The sequence below is a fragment of the Pseudarthrobacter sp. YAF2 genome (genome assembly GCF_052113345.1).
In the GTDB taxonomy this organism is placed as follows: domain Bacteria; phylum Actinomycetota; class Actinomycetes; order Actinomycetales; family Micrococcaceae; genus Arthrobacter.
The window spans coordinates 160,744-180,920 of sequence record NZ_JBFRDA010000009.1; the positions used below are offsets into that span (position 1 = coordinate 160,744).

General features: G+C 65.9%; 20 protein-coding genes and 1 pseudogene. 9 read left to right on the plus strand and 12 right to left on the minus strand.

Annotation, left to right across the window (positions count from 1 at the left end; translation table 11 throughout):
* The first annotated feature begins 6 nt into the window (after positions 1 to 6).
* Entirely contained in the window at positions 7 to 621 is a 615-nt protein-coding gene (locus tag AB4Y79_RS11265; protein ID WP_441861557.1) for a rhomboid family intramembrane serine protease, read from the plus strand.
* A 111-nt stretch (positions 622 to 732) separates the two neighbouring features.
* Here AB4Y79_RS11265 and greA read toward each other — a convergent pair whose 3' ends face one another.
* Both greA and AB4Y79_RS11275 read right to left on the minus strand, forming a co-directional pair.
* Positions 733 to 1,227 carry a transcription elongation factor GreA gene (greA, locus tag AB4Y79_RS11270; RefSeq protein WP_308931642.1) on the minus strand — a complete coding sequence of 165 codons (495 nt, stop codon included), beginning with the start codon at positions 1,225 to 1,227 and terminating at the stop codon, positions 733 to 735.
* A 151-nt stretch (positions 1,228 to 1,378) separates the two neighbouring features.
* The gene (locus tag AB4Y79_RS11275) at positions 1,379 to 1,837 is read right to left on the minus strand and encodes a DUF4307 domain-containing protein (RefSeq protein ID WP_441861561.1); all 459 of its coding nucleotides are present in this window, start codon (positions 1,835 to 1,837) and stop codon (positions 1,379 to 1,381) included.
* Positions 1,838 to 1,966: 129 nt separating this feature from the next.
* Here AB4Y79_RS11275 and mca point away from each other — a divergent pair, with 129 nt between their 5' ends.
* The gene (gene mca / locus AB4Y79_RS11280) at positions 1,967 to 2,872 is read left to right on the plus strand and encodes a mycothiol conjugate amidase Mca (RefSeq protein ID WP_441861564.1); all 906 of its coding nucleotides are present in this window, start codon (positions 1,967 to 1,969) and stop codon (positions 2,870 to 2,872) included.
* Between the two features lie 100 nt (positions 2,873 to 2,972).
* On the plus strand, positions 2,973 to 3,302 hold the full coding sequence (locus AB4Y79_RS11285) for a hypothetical protein (RefSeq protein WP_441861567.1): 330 nt from the start codon (positions 2,973 to 2,975) through the stop codon (positions 3,300 to 3,302).
* A gap of 7 nt (positions 3,303 to 3,309) precedes the next feature.
* Here the strand turns inward: AB4Y79_RS11285 and trhA are convergent, their stop codons facing one another.
* Entirely contained in the window at positions 3,310 to 4,053 is a 744-nt protein-coding gene (gene trhA / locus AB4Y79_RS11290; RefSeq protein WP_441861570.1) for a PAQR family membrane homeostasis protein TrhA, read from the minus strand.
* Positions 4,054 to 4,202: 149 nt separating this feature from the next.
* Here trhA and AB4Y79_RS11295 point away from each other — a divergent pair, with 149 nt between their 5' ends.
* Together AB4Y79_RS11295 and AB4Y79_RS11300 are read left to right on the plus strand one after the other, a co-directional pair.
* Entirely contained in the window at positions 4,203 to 4,964 is a 762-nt protein-coding gene (locus AB4Y79_RS11295; protein WP_018761888.1) for an isoprenyl transferase, read from the plus strand.
* A 242-nt stretch (positions 4,965 to 5,206) separates the two neighbouring features.
* Entirely contained in the window at positions 5,207 to 6,625 is a 1,419-nt protein-coding gene (locus AB4Y79_RS11300) for a PhoH family protein (protein WP_441861572.1), read from the plus strand.
* Positions 6,626 to 6,783: 158 nt separating this feature from the next.
* Here the strand turns inward: AB4Y79_RS11300 and AB4Y79_RS11305 are convergent, their stop codons facing one another.
* Both AB4Y79_RS11305 and AB4Y79_RS11310 read right to left on the minus strand, forming a co-directional pair.
* The gene (locus tag AB4Y79_RS11305; protein WP_441861575.1) at positions 6,784 to 7,431 is read right to left on the minus strand and encodes a GNAT family N-acetyltransferase; all 648 of its coding nucleotides are present in this window, start codon (positions 7,429 to 7,431) and stop codon (positions 6,784 to 6,786) included.
* Positions 7,432 to 7,473: 42 nt separating this feature from the next.
* The gene (locus AB4Y79_RS11310) at positions 7,474 to 8,268 is read right to left on the minus strand and encodes a hypothetical protein (RefSeq protein WP_441861578.1); all 795 of its coding nucleotides are present in this window, start codon (positions 8,266 to 8,268) and stop codon (positions 7,474 to 7,476) included.
* A 60-nt stretch (positions 8,269 to 8,328) separates the two neighbouring features.
* On the opposite strand from AB4Y79_RS11310, the gene AB4Y79_RS11315 reads away from it, so the two are divergent.
* Complete coding sequence (locus AB4Y79_RS11315; protein WP_441861580.1) at positions 8,329 to 8,877, plus strand: prepilin peptidase; 549 nt, start codon at positions 8,329 to 8,331, stop codon at positions 8,875 to 8,877.
* A 30-nt stretch (positions 8,878 to 8,907) separates the two neighbouring features.
* Positions 8,908 to 9,377 (plus strand): annotated as a pseudogene (locus tag AB4Y79_RS11320) (NUDIX hydrolase).
* 170 nt (positions 9,378 to 9,547) lie between these two features.
* Here the strand turns inward: AB4Y79_RS11320 and AB4Y79_RS11325 are convergent.
* From AB4Y79_RS11325 to AB4Y79_RS11345, 5 genes are all read right to left on the minus strand, one after another.
* A complete protein-coding gene (locus tag AB4Y79_RS11325) occupies positions 9,548 to 11,236 on the minus strand; it encodes an MDR family MFS transporter (RefSeq protein ID WP_441861583.1) in 1,689 nt (562 codons plus the stop codon).
* On the minus strand, positions 11,233 to 11,904 hold the full coding sequence (locus AB4Y79_RS11330; RefSeq protein ID WP_441861586.1) for a TetR/AcrR family transcriptional regulator: 672 nt from the start codon (positions 11,902 to 11,904) through the stop codon (positions 11,233 to 11,235). Before AB4Y79_RS11330 ends, AB4Y79_RS11325 begins: the two co-directional genes overlap by 4 nt.
* Before the next feature lie 151 nt (positions 11,905 to 12,055).
* Positions 12,056 to 13,483 carry a class II fumarate hydratase gene (locus AB4Y79_RS11335; protein WP_441861589.1) on the minus strand — a complete coding sequence of 476 codons (1,428 nt, stop codon included), beginning with the start codon at positions 13,481 to 13,483 and terminating at the stop codon, positions 12,056 to 12,058.
* Between the two features lie 87 nt (positions 13,484 to 13,570).
* A complete protein-coding gene (locus AB4Y79_RS11340) occupies positions 13,571 to 14,185 on the minus strand; it encodes a carbonic anhydrase (protein WP_441861592.1) in 615 nt (204 codons plus the stop codon).
* Between the two features lie 9 nt (positions 14,186 to 14,194).
* Complete coding sequence (locus AB4Y79_RS11345) at positions 14,195 to 14,875, minus strand: DUF4245 domain-containing protein (RefSeq protein ID WP_441861804.1); 681 nt, start codon at positions 14,873 to 14,875, stop codon at positions 14,195 to 14,197.
* A 223-nt stretch (positions 14,876 to 15,098) separates the two neighbouring features.
* Between AB4Y79_RS11345 and glpX the strand changes: the two genes are divergently transcribed.
* Together glpX and AB4Y79_RS11355 are read left to right on the plus strand one after the other, a co-directional pair.
* The gene (glpX, locus tag AB4Y79_RS11350; protein ID WP_441861807.1) at positions 15,099 to 16,121 is read left to right on the plus strand and encodes a class II fructose-bisphosphatase; all 1,023 of its coding nucleotides are present in this window, start codon (positions 15,099 to 15,101) and stop codon (positions 16,119 to 16,121) included.
* A gap of 91 nt (positions 16,122 to 16,212) precedes the next feature.
* Positions 16,213 to 17,256: a lipid II:glycine glycyltransferase FemX gene (locus AB4Y79_RS11355; RefSeq protein ID WP_441861595.1), complete on the plus strand. Its 1,044-nt coding sequence runs from the start codon at positions 16,213 to 16,215 to the stop codon at positions 17,254 to 17,256.
* On the opposite strand, the gene manA is transcribed toward AB4Y79_RS11355, so the two are convergent.
* Together manA and AB4Y79_RS11365 are read right to left on the minus strand one after the other, a co-directional pair.
* Complete coding sequence (manA, locus tag AB4Y79_RS11360) at positions 17,253 to 18,497, minus strand: mannose-6-phosphate isomerase, class I (RefSeq protein WP_441861598.1); 1,245 nt, start codon at positions 18,495 to 18,497, stop codon at positions 17,253 to 17,255. The two genes, AB4Y79_RS11355 and manA, sit on opposite strands and share 4 nt — an antisense overlap.
* A 31-nt stretch (positions 18,498 to 18,528) precedes the next feature.
* A complete protein-coding gene (locus AB4Y79_RS11365; protein WP_441861600.1) occupies positions 18,529 to 20,172 on the minus strand; it encodes an LCP family protein in 1,644 nt (547 codons plus the stop codon).
* Between the last annotated feature and the right edge of the window lie 5 nt (positions 20,173 to 20,177).

Below are 20,177 nucleotides of genomic sequence, written 5' to 3' on the forward strand. Positions count from 1 at the left end.
CCGCCCATGGCCGGACCTGCTGGTAACGGATCCTTCCCGGGGCGCCAGACCCTGGCGGCGCGCGCCAAGGGCGGCCTGGCAGTGCTGGGTGGTTTCCTGGCCCTGCTGTTCGTGATCGAGGTGGCCAACACGCTGATGACGGGCGCGCTGGTCAGGACGTTCGGCCTGCGGCCCAGGAGCGCCGACGGGCTGCTGGACATCTTAACCTTCCCGCTGCTGCACGCCAACCTGAACCATCTGCTCTCCAACAGCCTGCCACTGGTCATCTTTGGGTTCCTGGTGTTCCTGTCCGGGCTGCGCGTCTTCCTCACCGCTTTGGCCTTCAGCTGGCTTGGCAGCGGCCTGACGGTCTGGCTGATCGGCGACGGCGTCACAGTGGGGGCATCAGGCCTGGTCTTTGGGCTCTTCTCGTTCCTCCTGGTGCGCGGGTTCTTCAACCGGAGCTGGCGGCAGATCCTGCTCGCGGTAGTCCTCTTCATGGGCTACGGGAGCATCCTGTTGGGCGCCCTGCCGTTCGTGGCCGGCTACGTGAGCTGGCAGGCCCACCTGGGCGGTGCAGCCGGTGGCGTCGCCGCGGCGCTCCTGCTGCGTCCACGTATTCCAGCAGCCGTGGAGTCCTGAACGCAGGACCGGGTTGCCGCCAAGGGAGGGGACGGCAGTTAAAGTACAGCGGCGGCCGTCCCCGGAGGGCGGCCGCCGCTGTACGCCGGGTTCATGGCTGGCAGACCAAGGCTAGGCAGCGTAGGGCTTGGCGGAGAGGATCTCCACCTTGATGTCCTTGCCGTTCGGCGCGACGTAGCTGAGGGTGTCGCCTTCCTTGTGACCCACGATGGCGGCCCCAAGCGGCGATTTTTCGCTGAAGACATCCAGATCGGAGTCTCCGGCGATTTCACGGGAGCCCAGGAGGAACGTCTCTTCGTCTCCCGCGATCTTGGCCACCACGATCATGCCGGGCTCCACGATGCCGTCGTCGGCAGGCGCTTCACCCACGTGGGCGTCCCGAAGCAGCGCCGTCAGCTGGCGGATGCGGGCTTCAATCTTGCCCTGCTCCTCCTTGGCTGCGTGGTAGCCGCCGTTTTCCTTGAGGTCGCCCTCTTGCCGCGCTGCTTCAATCTTCTGGACGATCTCCGCCCGGCCTGCGCCGGAAAGGTGGTCCAGCTCTGCCTTCAGGCGGTCAAAAGCTTCCTGGGTGAGCCAGGCTGCAGAAGCGCTGTTGGTGGTAGACACGGACTTCTCCTCTAGTGGTCCTACATGCAAAAGACCCCGCCATGGTGGCCACTTGTGGAGCAGCAACCAGCTCAGCGGGGTAAAGGTATCTATCCAGTGTAGTCAATCCCTTGGAGATAACCCAACCTGGACGAGTCGCCGGTCACATCCCTTATTGCGTCTGGCTGGGAATCCAGCAGCTGTCCACCAGGCCCGATACGGACTCCGACTCCGTCAAGACGGTGACGCGCTGGGCGACTGTCCTGCCGCCGTCGGCCGTTCCATCCGCCGCTGACGGCGGGATGTCAACCACCTTCCAGCCCACTACTGCGAACTTCGAATCCAGCGCCTTGACCGCGCATTTCACGGCGTTCCCAGGTTCCCGGGTGACCTGGAAGTCCACCTCGGCGACGGTGGCGTCGGTGGTGCTGTAGCCAATGTCCTTGTAGGTCACCCCGGACAGGGAATTTGATGTTGAAACCCACGCAAGGAATCCAATTCCGACCGCCAGGGCGATTCCGATGGCGGTCCGGGTGGCGGCAGGAGTGAACCGGCGCTTTTTAGCACCATAGCGATTGGCTAGGCTAGTGTTTGCGGGCGCGGGTTGGGCCGGCTGGTCCGGGGAAGTCACCAGACCAGTTTAGTGCCCTTTCCGGCGGCGTTCTGCGGTGGCTGCGGCCGCCGGTGAGCGAACACCACCCGCCACATCGTCCTTAGGCTGCGACAAGCCGCGAAACAAGAATAAGGAGCCGTCCTTTCCATGACAGCGTCCAGCAATTCCCAGGTGCCGCTCCGGCTGCTCGCAGTCCATGCCCACCCTGACGACGAGTCCAGCAAGGGCGCTGCGACCATGGCCATGTACGCAGCCGCCGGCGTGGACGTCATGGTGGCAACCTGCACGGACGGGTCGCGCGGCGACATCCAGAACCCGGCAGTGGAAGGCGAACCACACCCGAAGCGGGACATGGCAGGTGCCCGCAGGCTGGAAATGGCCAATGCTGCCTCCATCCTCGGCATCCGGCAGGCGTGGCTTGGATTCGTCGACTCGGGTCTGCCCGAAGGTGATCCGCTTCCGCCGCTTCCGGCCGGTTCCTTCGCCTCGCTGCCCCTGGAGCGGGCCGCGGCGCCGCTGGTGCGGCTGGTCCGTTCGTTCAAGCCGCACGTCATCCTCAGCTACGACGAAAACGGCGGCTACCCGCACCCGGACCACATCATGGCCCACCGCGTGGCGGTGGAAGCTTTTGAAGCCGCGGGCGATCCCGGACGCTACCCGGAGGCGGGGGAGGCCTGGGAGCCGAGCAAGCTCTACTATGACCGCGCCTTCAGCCCGGAACGGTTCCGTGCGCTGCACTTTGCACTGGAAGAGGCGGGCCTGCAGTCCCCGTATGCCGAGCGTTTGGCTGCGTGGCTGGAGTCCGACGCCGAGGGCCACACGCCGCCGCCGGCGCCGCACCCCACCACCACGCAGATTGACTGCGGCGACTACTTCGAAGTGCGGGACGACGCCCTGCGCGCCCACCGGACGCAGGTGGACCCGCTGGGGTTCTTCTTTGCCGTCTCGCCTGACATGCAGCGCCGGACCTGGCCCTGGGAGGACTACTCCCTGATCCATTCAAGGGTGCCGTCCGAGCTCCCGGAGAAGGATCTGTTCGCCGGGCTAAGATAGTCAGAGCAGGCTATTTCTATCCAGCGTAGAAGTCGGGTACGGCGCCAAGGCCCGTGCTGTCCGCTTCCTGCTGCATCCGTTCCACCAGAAGGTATCAACCGTGCATTCTCTGCTCCTCCGCCTCGCCACCACGCCGACTCCGCTGCCCACTCCGACACTTCGGGACGGGATCTCCGAGGACCAGGTAACCCCGGGCCTGCTGGGGTTCATCATGACGGCCTTCTTCGTGGTGGCCACGGCCCTGCTGATCGTCGACATGGTGCGCCGGATCCGCCGGGTGCGCTACCGCGCCCAGGTAGAGGAAGAACGCATGGCGGCCGCAACCGCGGCAGACGTGGAGGCCACTGACGCCCAGGACGGGCTCGACGACGGCCCGCACCCGGCAGCGCCCGACTCCAACGGAAGCGGGATCCAGGGGCCGAGGGAGTAAACCGGCGTCAGGCGAGGACCGCCAGGGCGATGGCAGCGAAGTGGGCTGCGAAGGCGAACACCGTCAGCGCATGGAACAGTTCGTGGAAGCCGAAGTGGTGGTAGCTGAAGTTTGGCTTCTTTAGGGCGTAGAAGACAGCGCCCGTGATGTACAGGACCCCGCCCACGCAGATCAAGACTGCTGAGGCAGGGCTGGCCTGGAAGAACTGCGGCAGGTAGAACAGGGCGCCACAACCCAGCGCAATGTAGATGGGCACGTACAGCCAGCGGGGTGCATCGGTCCACAACAACCGGAACAGCACGCCAAGAATGGCCCCGGCCCAGATGACCCACAGGAGTATCACCGCCTGCGGGCGTTCCAGCAGCGTCGAGGCAAGCGGCGTGTAGGTGCCCGCGATGACCAGCATGATGTTGGTGTGGTCCAGCCGTTTGAGGACCAGCTTGACGCGCGGGGACCAATTGCCGCGGTGGTAGACGGCGCTGACGCCGAACAGCAGCACGCCGGTGGCGGCGAAGACGGCAGACGTAATCTTCCGGTCGGCGGTGGGGGCCAGGACAACGAGGACGATGCCCGCGGCGAGGGCGAGCGGGGCCGTGACCGTGTGGATCCAACCCCGCCATTTCGGCTTGATCATCAGCAGTTCAGCAAGCCGGACGGCGGCATCATCCACTGCGTTGGGCCCCGTGCCTTCGGCGGGGTTGCGGTCCTCCGGGCTGGATGGCTGGGAAGCCTGCGGGGAGTTGCTGTTCATTGCCCCAGAATAACTTACGCATCGGTAAGTTACTCGACGGTAACTTGCTGTGGTCCCGGCCACCGCCGCTCCGGAACGTCCCGGAGCGGTTCGGGCGGTAGCCTAGGATGTGGATGTACGTACGGCAGGAAAGTCAGGTGAGTGGACGCGTGGAGTTGCCCGGGTTCCTCTATGGCTACTACGAACGCCGGCTGCTCAAGGACCTCCCGCGCGACCGCATTCCCCGCCACATCGGCGTCATGGTGGACGGCAACCGGCGCTGGGCCAAGCAGTTCAACGCCCCCACCAGCCAAGGCCACCAGGCGGGGGCGGACAAGATCCACGAGTTCCTCGGCTGGTGCCAGGAACTCGGCGTCAAGGTGGTCACTCTGTACATGCTGTCCACGGACAACATGAACCGGTCCAGCGAAGAACTGGACCTCCTGATGGGCATCATCGCCAACACGCTGGACCGGCTCGATGACGACGCCAATATTTCCGTTCACGCGATGGGCGCGCCCGAACTACTTCCTGACTACCTGGCCGAGCGGCTCAACAAGCTGACTGCCAGGACCCCGGTGCGGGAGAAGATCCACGTCAACGTGGCGGTCGGGTACGGGGGCCGACGGGAAATTGTCGACGCCGTCCGCGAACTCCTGCACGACGCCGTCGCCAAGGGCATGGACATCTCCAAACTCGCCGATGACCTGTGCGTCGATGACATCTCGCGCTTCCTCTACACCCGTGGCCAGCCTGACCCAGACCTGGTGATCAGGACGTCGGGGGAGCAGCGGCTCTCCGGCTTCCTCATGTGGCAGAGCGCCTACAGCGAGTTCTACTTCTGCGAGGCCCTGTGGCCTGCCTTCCGCAAGGTCGATTTCCTCCGTGCCCTGCGTGACTACGCCGGCCGGCAGCGGCGCTTCGGCGCCTGAGAACATCCCCGGTTCACAACGAGTTAATCCACGCGCAACGGGAATCGCCGCGTAATGGTTGCGGAAACAAGCCCGGGTGGATTTACGTTATACCCATCAGCAGGCAAAACCGCCGGCTGATCGGGGAGGCCAGTACATGGAGCGAAACATCGCACCGGTTGTATGGGAGGCCGGACCCGGCCTCGTGGCCGAGCCGCCTCACCAATAACAATTCCGGGCTGGTGCCCGGGGCTGGAGTCGATGTGGCTACTTCTGAACAACTGCCCGAGGTCCTGGCTGGACAGGGCGGAAAAGCTACCTCTCGCGCCGAGCGCGTCACTTTTGAAACCGGCGCAGCAACTGATGCTGCGGCCGGTTTCGCTGTCTCCGGAAGGGAAGCTGACATCCACACCTTCGTTATCGACACATCCGTCCTGCTCTCGGATCCGCGGGCACTGCTGCGGTTTGCCGAGCACGAGGTGGTGGTGCCAATCGTTGTCATCACCGAACTTGAGGCAAAACGGCACGATCCCGAACTCGGCTACTTCGCCCGAAAGGCCCTGCGGCTCCTGGACGACCTCCGGGTCAAGCACGGCGGACTGAACCAGGCCATTCCCATTGGTGACGACGGCGGCACCCTCGTGGTGGAGCTCAACCACATCTCGGCGGAGGTCCTGCCGCTGGGGTTCCGCAGCGGTGACAACGACAGCCGGATCCTTGCCGTCGCCAAGAACTTGGCCAACGAGGGCCGCAACGTCACGGTCGTCTCCAAAGACCTCCCCATGCGGGTCAAGGCCTCCGCCATGGGGCTCACCGCTGACGAGTACCGCAACGAGTTGGTCAAGGACTCCGGCTGGACCGGCGTCGCAGAAGTCGAAGCCGACGAACAGGAAATCTCCACCCTGTACGGGCACGAGCCGGTGTTCATCCCCGCCGCGGCGGAACTGCCGGTCAACACCGGGTTGGTCCTGCTCTCCAACCGCGGCTCGGCCCTTGGCCGGGTGGGGGCGGACAAGCAGGTGCGCCTGGTGAAGGGCGATCGCGACGTGTTCGGCCTCCATGGCAGGTCCGCCGAGCAGCGGCTGGCCATCGACATGCTGATGGATCCCGGCGTCGGCATCGTGTCCATTGGCGGACGGGCCGGCACCGGAAAATCGGCGCTCGCCCTCTGTGCCGGCCTCGAAGCCGTGCTCGAACGCCGCGAACACCGGAAGGTGATCGTGTTCCGGCCCCTGTACGCCGTGGGCGGCCAGGAGCTTGGCTACCTGCCCGGCTCGGAATCCGAAAAGATGAACCCTTGGGCTCAAGCCGTCTTCGACACGCTCGGGGCCTTGGTCAGCCAGGAAGTGGTGGAGGAAGTCATGGACCGCGGCATGCTGGAAGTCATGCCCCTCACCCACATCCGCGGCCGCTCCCTGCACGACGCCTTCGTGATCGTGGACGAGGCACAGTCGCTGGAGAAGAACGTCCTGCTGACCGTCATGAGCCGGATGGGCCAGAACTCCAAGATCGTCCTCACCCATGACGTCGCCCAGCGGGACAACCTCCGCGTCGGGCGCCACGACGGAATCGCCGCCGTCGTCGAAACCCTGAAGGGACACCCGCTCTTCGGCCACATCACCCTGACCCGCTCCGAACGCTCGCCCATCGCAGCCCTGGTAACAGAACTCCTCGAGGGCTAGCTCACTTATGCGTAGGGCCGTGGCCGGGTTCGCCGGGCCACGGCCCTTCTCCGTCGCTTAGACACAACGCATAGGGCGCCATCCGGTCGCTGAGCGACCTCCCGGCGCCGATGCGCCGCGATGCGCTCCTACGAGAAGGGCCGTAACCCGGCTTGTCGTCAGGTCACCTTCAGGAACTTTGCCGCTGCTTCGTGGCCCTCTACCTTCAGCTTCCACTCGGGGCAGATGAAGGTCTCCGGGGTGAGGCGGACGTGCTGGAGGGTTTCGACTTTGGTGCCCCAGGCTTTGCGGGTGATCCCGTTCAGTTCGTAGCCGAGGGAGCGCGAAACGCCCAGGGAGGCGTCGTTCCAGGCGGCGGCCTCGGATTCTGCGACCTCTGCGCCAAGCCAGTCAAAGGCCCAGAGGACGACGGCGGCACGCATCTCTTTGCCCAGGCCGCGGCCCTGGACGGACTGCTGCAGCCAGGAGCCGGTGCTGACGGCCTTGAGCTGAGAAAAGTCCTTGGCGCCAATGTCCTGGCAGCCGACAAAGCGGCCCTCGTGCCAGATGCCAAGGAGCAAGGTCCAGTTTTCGGCGGAGCATTCAGCCCTGCACCGCCAGTACCAGCGGGCCATGTTCGGGCCCAGTTCGTCCTCCGGAAGCTCTGTCCAGGGCATACTGAACGGGTTGCGGCCCGGCTCATGGATGCCGCTGCGCGCCGCTGCCACGGCCGCGGGGATGTCCTGGTCGGTGATGGGGCGGAGCTCCAAGCGGGGCGTCGTGAGCTTAAGGCCGAACAGTGGCCAGATGGAGCTCATGGAAGTCATCCGGGAAGCCTAGCTGATCGCTGCCGCCGGAACCTGTCACGCTCACGCGGGGAGGTCCCAGCTGATATGCCGCCGGACGTCCGTGAGGTTCATGGACTGGGCCAGGAAAAGGTCATCGAGCATGTATTCGTCCACCGCAATGATCCGGATCCAGTGCCCGTAATCCTCGGTCCCTGGTTCCAGTGACTGGCTGGCGACGCAGACCCCCGTGCCAACGTCCACGCGGAGGCGCGTGCGCCCGGTAAGGCACAGCGGAGCAGCGGCATCCCCTGGATGGTAGGCGGCGTTCGGGACCACCACCGCTTCGAGGACGGGCCTGCCCTCGTGCTCGGCAGGCCGGACGTCCTTGATGTCCAGCGCATTGCTGCCCGGGAACTCGATCGGCACTGGAGCGTTGCCGGCGAGTTCAACGGGGTCCAGTGCGGCGGAGAAGCGGCCGTTGCCGAAACCCGGTTCGCCGTAGGCGGCCTCGGGCCGTCGGCGGACCTGTCCGGCGTCGTCATACACGGGGGTGACCAGATGGGGCGGCAGGAGCCAGGACTTGCGGGTGGCGCTGACGTAGAAGTCACTACGGGAATCATTGATTCCCGTGGTGCTGTGCAGCACCAGGCCATCCGGACTTTCCAGTCGCAGCGCCCCGGGCCGCCGCAGCCACGCCCGGACGAACGGCGCACCGGGCGCGGGCGCGGACTCGAACGCCTGGTCCCAGTACTCGAACCTCAGAGACTGCCACTTCCAGGGGGATGACCGGCACAGATTCCGAAACGCGGCGGCCGGGTCCACGGGCGTGCCAGGAGGGTCCGGAACCGTCCGGCGCCGGGACTCCCAGGTCGACATATCCACAGTTTACGCGGCGGCGCTACGGCCGGTACGGCCGGATCCAGTAGCATCCGAGGGGTGATTGTACGACTGGGCGACCTGTGGCAGGACACCCCCGTGGCCTTCTGGCTGGTACTGGCCGCCTGCCTCTACTTTGTGGTGATGGCTGTGCGGCTCACCGTTATCGACGTCCGGCACCACCTCCTGCCCAACCGCATCGTGTTCCCGTCCTATGCCGTGGCGGGGTTCCTGCTCCTGGCCGCAGCCGCGCTGGCGGCCTGGGGCGGGGCGGCGACAGCCGCGGGGGATCCGAACGGCAACCCGGTCGTGCCCGTCGTCAGGGTGGTGGCCGGTGCGGCGATCCTCTGGCTTTTCTATTTCGTCCTTCGCTTCGTTTATCCGCCAGGGATGGGGTTCGGGGACGTCAAGCTGGCCGGAGTGCTGGGCATGTACCTCGGCTACCTCAGTTGGGGGCACCTTTTCGCCGGTACATTCCTGGCGTTCCTGCTCGGCGGCCTGTGGTCCCTGGTGCTCCTGGCGGCCCGCAGGGGAACGCTGAAGTCTTCCATTCCGTTTGGCCCGTTCATGCTTGCCGGGGCCGCGGGCGCCATGCTGCTGCCGGCCTGAGACGTTCGTGGTCTTGGGTAGGCTGGCAGTATGCCTGCACCCGAATACGTCCTGAAACTGCGCAAGAAGATCGGCAACGACCCCCTCTGGGTTCCCGGCGTCCGGGGCGTGGTGGTCGACGACGCGGGCCGGATCCTGCTGGCCCAGCGGCGGACAACCGGCAGTGGGCGCTGATCAGCGGGATGCTGGACCCTGGGGAGCAGCCCGCGCGCGGCCTGGTCCGGGAGATCTTCGAGGAAACCGCCGTGGTGGCAGAAGCCGAACGCGTGGTGTCCGTGGGCGCGGTTGGTCCGGTGACCTACCCCAACGGGGACGTCTGCGAATTCCTCGACGTCGTGTTCCTGTGCCGTTACGTCTCCGGCGAAGCCAGGGTGAACGACGACGAGTCCCTGGCCGTTGGCTGGTTCGGCCGGGACGAGCTTCCCGAGCTCATGCCCGGGCACCTCACCAGCATCCGACAGGCGCTGACACCGGCAGGAGCCGTCCACTTCGAGCCCTAAGAATGGTGGCGCCCACTGGTATAGACGCCGGGCGGGGCACTGGGGATTAGATACGGAACAGGGACGCCGCAACCCCCAAGATTGCGGCGTCCCTGCTGGTTTTCCGGTCGGCCTGGGGCGGGTGGCCCCGCACCCGCCAGGCCACCGCTGGCCCAGCCTTCCGACGACGGTCAGCGGCCCGGGGAGACCAGCTCGCCGTCGTCGTCCCTGGCATGTGCTCCGTCAGGGTCAGGGGCGGCAAGCCCGGCCCCGGCGGCAGCGGGCAGCCCGGCAGCGAGCCGTTCTGCTTCCTCTCCGCCGACCGCCTCGCCGCGTGCCACCATACCGGCGGTGTCCGACAACGGGATCTGCTTCAGCGTGAGGGCCAGCAGGAGCGCCACGGCGATGAACGGCAGAAGGTACCAGAAGACCGGTGCCAGCGAGTCCGCGTAGGCATTCACGATGGCATCGCGCAGCTGTGCCGGGAGCTGGCTCAGCGCCTGTGGGTCCAGCGTCCGGGTGGACTGCCCGGCCTGCGCGGCGGAGGCTCCAGCACCGGTGAAGGCGTTGGTCAGCGCCTCGGAGAGGCGCGTGGTGAAGATCGACCCGAAGACGGCGACGCCCATGGCGGCGCCCACTTCGCGGAAGTAGTTGTTGGTGCTGGTGGCGGTGCCGATCTGGTCCGCGGGGACGGAGTTCTGGACCACCAGGACCACCACCTGCATGATCAGGCCCAGCCCGGCCCCGAAGACGAACAGCTGGAGGCAAATGACCCAGATGGGCGTGCTCGCGGCAAGCGTCGTCATCCACAGCATGGCGCCCATGGTGAATGCGGCGCCCAGGATGGGGAACATCTTGTACTTGCCGGTCTTGGAAATCCGGATGCCCGAGTAGATGGACGTGCCCATGAGGCCGGCCATCATAGGCAGCATCAGCAGCCCGGACTCGGCAGCGGACGTGCCCGAGGACATCTGCAGGAACGTGGGGACAAACGCGATGGCGGAGAACATGCCAAGGCCCAGGGTGAAGCCGATTGCGGTGGCATTGATGAAGATCCGGTTCCGGAACAGGCTCAACGGGATAATCGGGTCTTCGGCGCGGCGCTCCACCATGACGAACGCGGCGGCCGAGACCAGCAGGCCCGCTCCAAAGGCCCAGGTGAGGGGTGAATCCCAGCCTTCATCCTTCTTGCCGCCAAAGTCGGTGAAGAAGATCAGGCACGTGGTGGCCGCGGAGAGCAGAACCACGCCCAGGATGTCGATCCGCTTGTCGGCCTTCTTGTTGGGCAGCGTCAGCGCGAACCAGGCGATGACGAACGCTGCAACGCCCACCGGGATGTTGATGTAGAACGCCCACTCCCAGCTGAGATGGTCAACGAAGAAACCGCCCAGCAGCGGGCCGGCCACGGCGGACAGGCCAAAGATGGCGCCCAGCGGGCCCATGTACTTGCCGCGCTCCTTGGCGGGCACGATGTCGGCGATGATCGCCTGGGACAGGATCATCAGTCCGCCGCCGCCCAGGCCCTGGATGGCGCGGAAGATGACGAAGCCCCAGAAATCTGTAGCCAGCGCGCAGCCCACGGACGCGAGGGTGAAAAGCGCGATGGCCACCAGGAACAGGTTGCGGCGGCCCAGGATGTCGCCGAACTTCCCGTAGATGGGCATCACGATGGTGGTGGCCAGCAGGTAGGCGGTGGTGATCCAGGCCTGGTGTTCCACGCCGCCCAGCTTGCCCACGATGGTGGGCATGGCGGTGGAAACGATGGTCTGGTCAAGGCTGGACAACAGCATTCCGGCGATCAGCGCGGAAAAGATGATCCAGATGCGTTTTTGCGTTAGCAGGAGTGGCCCTGCCGGCGCCGTGGTGGTGGCGGTACTCATGATTGTCCTTCTGCGGCGGTAGTGTCCGGAATGTCGAATGGCTGGGAGAAGAGCAGGCTGGCCGCGGAGATGTTCTCCAGGAGCAGGTCCCGGTACGGGCGTGTGTTCCCGTCGGAGAAGTAGGCCATGCTGCTCTTCCGGGCGATGGTGCTCAAGAGGACCACGGCCATCTGCACCACGGGGTGGTCCGGGGCCACTCCTTCGCGGCGGGCCACGTCCTTGGCGAACTGGGCTTCCCGCTGCTCGGTGACGCCGATGATGCGGAGGATGAGTTGCGGTTCCTTGCGGACCACGCCTATCAGTTGCCGGGTGTCTTCCTCGGATGCCGTCATGTCCTCGGCCAAACGCAAGGAAAGCCGGATCAGGTCCCGGAAGAGGGTGGGCGAAATGTCGCCGGCTGGTGAGCCTGCGCCGCCGGCCACGAATTCGTCGATGATCCCGGACGGGATGTCATCATCCGCGTGGCCGATGATGGCGTCTTCCTTGGTGGGGAAGTAGTTGAAGAACGTGCGGCGCGAGATGTCCGCGGCGTCGCATACGTCCTCCACGGTGTAGCCGTTGAGCCCGTGCTCGGCGGTCATGCTCCGGGCGGCAGCGGTGATGGCGCGCCGGGTGGCAGTCCGTTTGCGCTCACGAAGACCAGGGTCCGAAGTTGCACTGTTATTCACAAAGTGAAGTTTTGCACTAAATTTCTTACAGTGCAACTTTAGGATGCGCTGCAGCCAGGGGGCCTAAAGTGCCGCCAGGGGGCTTAAAGTACGACGGCGGCCGGCACCTTTCGCACGAAAGGTACCGGCCGCCGTCGGACGCTGTGGCTGGTTAGGCCTTGTGCGCCGGAGCTGTCATGGTGGTGACGTCCAGGGCCTTGTCCAGATCCGCCTCGGAAACCTTGCCGTCGCCCTCGCCGACGAAGCCGAGCTTCACGGTGGCCTGGCGGATGGTCAGGCCCTCCTTGACGGCCGTCTTGGCGATCTTGGCGGCGTTCTCGTAGCCGATGTACTTGTTCAGCGGCGTCACGATGGACGGCGAGGCTTCGGCCAGGAAGCGGGCGCGCTCCACATTGGCGGTGATGCCGTCGATCATCTTGTCCGCCATGACCCGGCTGGTGTTGGCCAGCAGGCGGATGGACTCGAGCAGGTTGGCGGCCATGACCGGGATGCCGACGTTGAGCTCGAAGGCGCCGTTGGTGCCGGACCAGGCGATGGCGGTGTCGTTGCCGATGACCTGGGCGGCCACCATGATGGACGCCTCGCAGATCACCGGGTTGACCTTGCCGGGCATGATGGAGGATCCGGGCTGCAGGTCCGGGATGGCGATTTCGCCGAGGCCGGTGTTGGGGCCGGAGCCCATCCAACGCAGGTCGTTGTTGATCTTCATGAAGGAGATCGCGATGTTGCGCAGCTGGCTGGAAGCTTCGATCAGGCCGTCGCGGTTGGCCTGGGCCTCGAAGTGGTCGCGGGCTTCGGTCAACGGCAGGCCGGTGTCCGTGGCGAGGAGTTCGATGACGCGCTCGGGGAAACCTGCGGGGGTGTTGATGCCGGTGCCCACGGCGGTGCCCCCCAGCGGAACCTCTGCCACGCGGGGGAGTGAGGCGTTGATCCGTTCGATGCCGTAGCGGACCTGTGCGGCGTAGCCGCCGAACTCCTGGCCCAGGGTCACCGGGGTAGCGTCCATGAGGTGGGTGCGGCCGGACTTGACGACGTCCTTGAACTCGACGGCCTTGCGCTCCAGCGACTCGGCCAGGTAGCCCAGGGCCGGGATGAGGTCATTGATCAGCGCGGAGGTGGCGGCAACGTGGACGGACGTGGGGAACACGTCGTTGGAGGACTGCGAGGCGTTGACGTGGTCGTTCGGGTGGACAACCTTGTCACTGCCGGCGGCCTTCAGCGCACGAGTGGCCAGCTCTGCCAGCACCTCGTTGGTATTCATGTTCGAGGATGTGCCGGAGCCGGTCTGGAAAACGTCGATGGGGAAGTCGCCGTCGTACTTGCCCGCGGCCACTTCGTCGGCAGCGTCTGCAATCGCCTTGGCCAGCTCGCCGTCGAGCACGCCCAGTTCTGCGTTGGCCTGGGCGGCAGCCTTCTTCACCCGGGCCAGCGCCTCAATGTGGGTGCGTTCCAGGGTCTTACCGGAAATAGGGAAGTTCTCCACTGCCCGCTGCGTCTGCGCGCGGTACAGTGCGTTCACGGGGACGCGGACTTCGCCCATCGTGTCATGTTCAATGCGGAACTCTTCAGTGGAAGTCATGGGGCTAGCTTATGGCGATCAGGCGTCCCATCGAAAACCGTTAAGGGGGCCGCACGGGCGTCCCGCGCGGCCCCCTTAAGAGTGGGGTTACAGCTCGCCGATTCCGTAAACCAAGTCAGCGCGGCCTTCCGCCAGCCGGTAGGAAAGGCCGACGACGGCGGTGCGGCCGGCCTCGATTGCGTCGGAAATCACACGCGAACTGTCCGCCAGGCGCTGGGAGGTCTGCTTGACGTGCTCCACCACCATGTCGTTTACCTCGGGCTGGTCATTGCGCAGTGAGGTCAGCACGGAGGGCGTGATGCGCTCCACGAGGTCGCGGATGAAGCCCGCCGGCATCTCGCCGGTCTCCACGGCGTCCTTGGTGGCGGTGACGGCGCCGCAGCTGTCGTGGCCCAGGATGACAATCAGGGGCACGTTCAGCACGCCGACGCTGTACTCCAGGGAGCCCAGGACGGCGTCGTCGATCACCTGGCCCGCGGTGCGGACCACGAAAACGTCGCCCAGGCCGACGTCGAAAATGATTTCCGCGGCGAGCCGGGAGTCGGAGCAGCCGAAGATCACCGCGAACGGATTCTGCGTCTCCACCAGCGATGAGCGGCGCGACGCATTCTGGTTTGGATGGGAGGACTCGCCGTTTACGAAACGTTCATTGCCTTCGCGCAGGCGGCGCCAGGCCAGTGCAGGGGTCAGGTTAGTCGTCACGGCCCCACCTTACGGCGTCGGGGCCGCCGAGGGTGAAACTGTGACGGCCGGGCTGCTGTCCAGGGAGGTCACGACGGCGGCGGCCAGGGTGGAGAATTCGTCCAGTTGGGCGGCGCCGGAGAGGATGACGGTGCTGCCCCGGTAGTTCAGGATCATGGACTTTTCCCCCTTGCCGGTATCGCGCAGTTCCCAGTCCTTGCCGCCGGCGTTCCTGGTACCCGTGACGGGGGCGTTCTTTGTCTGCTGGAGGAGCCAGGTGGGGTTGGCGCTCGTGGTCTGCACCAGGGCGATGAAGGAGGTCTTGGGAGTCAGGTAGCCGACCTCCCATGTGGGTACGCCGCTGCCCGTCCCGGCCTCCCACCGTGCGTAGTTGGCGCGGAAGGCGTTGCCGGTATCCGGTGCAACAGGTGTGAATCCGGCCACATCCGCAGCGTTCCTGGCCACCGACGCAACATCGATGTCCGGCCGGTAGCCATCACTCTTCGGCTGCGGGTTCATCAGCACCACAGGCAGGAATGCGGCAATGCTGAGCACCAGGGCAATGATCATGCCGATCACCGAGGCGTTGGCACGCTTGGCTGCCGCCGCCGGAATGACGGGCTTAACGGGGGTATCCGCGCCGGCCCCGGCGGCCTCGGGCCGGCCTTCGGGCTTTGCCTGGCCGGAGCTGGGGCTGGTGGCTTCCTGCATGTCATTCACTTCTCTATAGTCGCCCATCCCGGAGCCGGAGTTCCATTCGGCGGCATCAGGCCCCGGCGGCAGGCGTCCGGCACATTGCGCTGCCGCGTCATGGGCCGCCCGCCGCGCGGCGCCGCGACTATGATCGATACCAGAGGAATCACCGCTCTGCTGCACCGGCAAGCGGGTTCAATGATCGCCACTCGAAGAAGAGGTTCACGTGTCACCAGCGTCCATGACCCAGAAGTACTCCACGATTTCACCGTCCCTTGCGGTGGGCCACGACGAGCCGGACCGCAACCTTGCCCTTGAACTCGTCCGCGTCACCGAGGCCGCTGCCATTGCCGGCGGCCACTGGGTTGGCTTTGGCGACAAGAACACCGCGGATGGTGCGGCCGTCGATGCCATGCGCTCCTTCCTGCAGACCGTCCACTTCAACGGCGTCGTGGTGATCGGCGAAGGCGAAAAAGACGAAGCCCCCATGCTGTTCAACGGCGAGCGTGTCGGCGACGGCACCGGCCCGGAGTGCGACGTCGCGGTCGATCCGATCGACGGAACCCGGCTGACCGCCCTTGGCATCAACAACGCCCTGGCCGTCCTCGCCGTGGCCGAGCGCGGCTCCATGTTCGATCCCTCCGCCGTGTTCTACATGGAAAAGCTCGTAACCGGCCCTGAAGCTGCGGACATTGTGGACCTGCGACTGCCGGTCAAGCAGAACCTGCACCTGATCGCCAAGGCCAAGGGCGTGAAGGTGAACCAGCTCAACGTCATGATCCTGGACCGTGACCGGCACCGCCCGCTCGTGGAGGAAATCCGCGAAGCCGGCGCACGCACCAAGTTCATCATGGACGGCGACGTCGCCGGCGCTATCGCGGCGGCCCGCTCCGGCACCGGCGTGGACGCCCTGATGGGCATCGGCGGAACCCCTGAGGGCATTGTGGCCGCCTGCGCCATCAAGTCCCTTGGCGGCGTCATCCAGGGCCGCCTCTGGCCCACCAGCGACGAAGAGAAGCAGAAGGCCATCGACGCCGGCCACGACCTGGACCGCGTGCTTTCCACGAACGACCTCGTCTCCAGCGACAACTGCTACTTCGCAGCGACGGGCATCACCGACGGCGACCTGCTCAAGGGCGTGCGCTACTCCAAGGACAAGGTCCTGACCCAGTCCATCGTGATGCGGTCAAAGTCGGGAACCATTCGCTTCGTGGACGGCGAGCACCAGGCCAGCAAGTGGGAGGGCTACGCCCGCAAGAGCTGATCTTTATCCGGTAACGGATACCAAAGCCCCGGGCGCCGTGCGTGCGCGCTCCGGGGCTTTGCCGTTAACGCCTTGGTATAGGGTTTAAGCCATGATTCCTGCCGTTGTGCCCTGTAGTGACCGCGCCCTCTGGGACGAATTTGTCGACCGGTTCCAGGGCCACCCGCAGCAGCTGTGGGGCTGGGGCGAGACCAAGGCGATGCACGGCTGGTCCGTGGACCGGGTGCTCGTCAAAGCCGGTGAGGACACCATCGGTTGCGCCCAGTTGCTGGTCCGGAAACTGCCCGTCCCGTTCCGCGCGCTGGTCTACATCCCGCGCGGGCCAATGTGCTCGGCAGGGAACACCCAGGCAGTACTCAATCGGTTGGCCGAGCACGCAGCCCTCCGGCACCGGGGCGTTGCCCTCAGCATTGAACCCGACTGGGACCGTGATTCCGCCTTTGCCGGTGCGGTGGCCGCCGCGGGCTTCCGGGAATCGACCAACACCGTGCTGATCCCCAGGACGCTCATCCTGGACCTCACCCGGTCAGACGACGAACTGATGGCGGAGATGTCCAAGTCAACGCGGGCCAACATCCGCAAGGCGATGCGCAGCGACGTGGAATTCCGCAAGGTCAAGAACGACTCCGAGCTTGAGCAGGTGCTCGCCATCTACCACGACACGGCCGAACGTGCGGGCTTCGGCATCCATGAGGACCAGTACTACCGCGACATCTTCCGGAACCTGGGTGACGCTTCGCCGATCATCGCAGCGTTCGACGGCGAGCAGATGCTTGCCTTCACCTGGCTTTCCCGCAGCGGGAGCACGGCGTTCGAACTCTACGGCGGGGTGTCCGCCGAAGGACAGAGGCAGCGCGTGAATTACGGGGTCAAGTGGGCGGCGCTGCAGTCCATGCGGGAAGACGGCTGCAGCCGGTATGACTTCAACGGCCTGCTGAACGACGGTATCTCCGACTTCAAGAAGCAGTTCGCCAAGCACGAGGACATGCTCCTGGGCACCTGGGAGAAGCCGTTGTCGCCGTTCTACCCCGCCTACTCCACAGCCATGCCGCTGGCGCGCAAAGGCCTCCAGGGGGCCCGCCGGCTCGTCAAGAGCGCGGCGGCCCGGGCGCAGGCGCTGCTACAGCGCCGCTAGAGGCCGGTGGTCACCGCGAAGGCAAGGGCAGGCTCACTGCTGCCCGCCGCGCGGTGGACGTTGACGGGGGCTTCGGCTGCCGCCACGAACGCGCTGGCACCACGGGACAGTTCGAGGTCGCCCTTGGGGGAGTCCAGGTAGACGGCACCGGCCACCACAATGACCACAGCGGCGCCGGACTGGGCCAACGGGACGGGGCCGGAGTCCGGGCCCAGCTCGATGCGCTGAAGCTGGAACTCCCCGAACGGCGGCCGGTACAGTTCCTGGTCCATCATGGTCTTCTCGGCACGAAGCATCGGTACTGCCACGGGGCGGAAATCGACGGTGTGCAGGAGTTCGGGAACATCCACGAACTTCGGCGTCAGGCCGCCGCGCAGGACGTTGTCCGAGGACGCCATGACCTCCACGCCGAGGCCGTGCAGGTACGCGTGGACATTCCCCGCCGGCAGGTAGACGGCCTCACCGGGCTGCAGCGAGATCCTGTTCAGCAACAGCGAGATCAGGACTCCGGGATCGCCGGGGTATTTTTCGTTAAGGCTGATGACGGTTCTGAGTTCGGATTCGTAGGGCGCCGGCGCATCCGCTGAGAGCAGAGCTGCCACCACCAGCGCCGTATCCTCCGCCACAGCCTGGCCGCCGGCGATCAGCCGTTCAAAGGCGTCGTGGAGGCCCGCGCCTTCGTCTGCCGCGGAGAGGTCGGACAGGAGGGCCTGCAGCAGGGCAGGGCACTCGTCCGGAGACGGGAAGGTCCCGGCAATGTGCAGCAGGATCTTCCGGGTCTCCGCGGCCGGACGAAACCCACACAGCGCCTCGAAGGGCGTGAGCGCGAAGATCATCTCCGGCTTGTGGTTGTCGTCCCGGTAGTTCCGGTTGGCCGCGTGGGGGTCGAGCCCGGCGTCGTTTTCCCGTGCGTACCCTGCCCGTGCCTGCTCCAGGCTCGGATGGACCTGGAGGGACAGCGGCTGTGCTGCGGCCAGGATCTTGGCCAGGAAGGGCAGCCGGGGGCCAAAGGCGGACACTGATTCCGCGCCCAGGAAATGTTCCGGGTCGGAAGCGATCAGGTCGTCGAGCGGGCGTCGGCCGCCGTCCTCGGGCACATGGGCCACCGACGGCGAATCAGGGTGCGCGCCGATCCACAGTTCGGCCTCGGGGCGCCCGGATTCGGGGCGGCCAAGCAGCGAGGCGATCGCCGTCGTCGAACCCCATGCGTAATCCCGAAGGACGTTCTCGATCTGGTACAAGGTGTTCCGTTTCCCTAGGTGTGATGGCTGGTTACAGTGCGGCGCACTGGCCGTTGGTGGCCACGAGGTTGCGGATGGCCTGTTCGTTGCCCTGGCGCTTGAAATCGTCCAGCATCTGCTCAGTAATCGGCTCACCGTCCGGGGTGGTGGTCACCGGGGTGAAGTCCGACGGCGCCGCGGACTCCTGCGGCAGTCCTCCGGTCATGGCCCGGGAGAGTCCGGCCGGCCCTGCGGCCTGGACGTGCCCGGCACCCGCTGCCGGTGCGGTGATGGCGTCGTTGTCGGCTCCGGCTGCCTGGGGCCCTGACGCGGACGCCAGAAGCTGGTCGACGCGTTCGTGGATCTGGTCGAAATCGGGGTTGGTGGAGAATGCGGGGTCGAAGTCCGGCGGGCCGATGGTGAGCCGCTTGACCTCCTTGCCCTTGGCTTTGATGGCCAGGTCCACAAAGCTGCCCAGTTGCGTGGAGGAGATGTTGGACTCCACTACTTTGGTGCCGGCGTTGGCAATGTCCTCGAACTTGGACAGCAGGGTGGCCGGGTCCAGTTGCTTGAGCATGGCCTGCTGCACGCACTGCTGGCGGGCGATGCGGGCGTAATCGTCCACGAACTCGCGTGAACGCCCGTACCAGAGGGCATGGTAGCCGTCCAGGGTGTTGTCGCCGGCCGGTATCCAGCCCAGCGGCATGCCGTGGATGCCGTTTGCCTCATCGATGGTTTCGCCGCTGATGGGCACCCAGCCGCCGGCCTTGATCCTGATACCGCCCATGGCATCGATCAGCTTGGAGAAGCCATCCATGTCCACCAGGACGTAAGCCTGGATGTCCATGCCCAGCGTCCCGGAGACCGCCTCAAGGGTGGCCTGGGCCCCCGGGTCCGCGACGCCCGGGTAGAGGTTGGCGTGCTCGTTGGTGACCTCGGTGTTGATGGCGTTGATCAGGCAGTCGTCACCGCAGTCGTAGCCGTCGGGGTAGATGGCGCGCATCGGGGAGTTGGCGCTGAACTGGGCGTTCTGGAAGTTCCGGGGGATGGAAATTATGGCTGTCTGGCCGGTCTTGGCGTCGACGCTCAGCACTGAGAGGCTGTCCGGGCGGCGTCCGGTCCGGTCGTCGCCGGCGTCGCCGCCCATCATTAGGAAGTTGTACCTGCCGTCCACGGGCTCAATGGCCGGCCCGGACGAGAAGATGCTGCCGATGGCGTTCCGGCCAACGTTCAGCAGGTATGCCGCGTAGCCCAGGGAGCCGCTGCCCAGGACCAGCGCCAGCACCAGGGCGATCCCGACGGCGGGGCGGGCCGGCGGTGCCAGCAGGACCGGACGGATGATTCGCAGGGTGTTGACGAACAACAAGGCCCAGCCAATCGCCAGTGCCGTCAGCAGGACCACCAGGACCAGCGACGTGATGGGGTTGGTGAAGACATTGATCACCAACGTCCGGTTCAGCAGCAGCACGACGCCTGCCAGGATCAGGAGTGCCCAGACCCCGAGCGTGACGCGCAACGCGATCCGGCCCAGCCTCCGGTCACCGGCCACGAGTTGGGCACTTCCCGGCACCAGCAGCGTCAGGAGGACCAGCACAAACGCCCGTTTGGTGCGGACCGGCGGAGACGCGCTGGCCGGGTAACGGACCGGATCAGTCAAAATCGCTCCGGTGCTTGGCTGCTGTGTGCTGCTGGCCATATCCG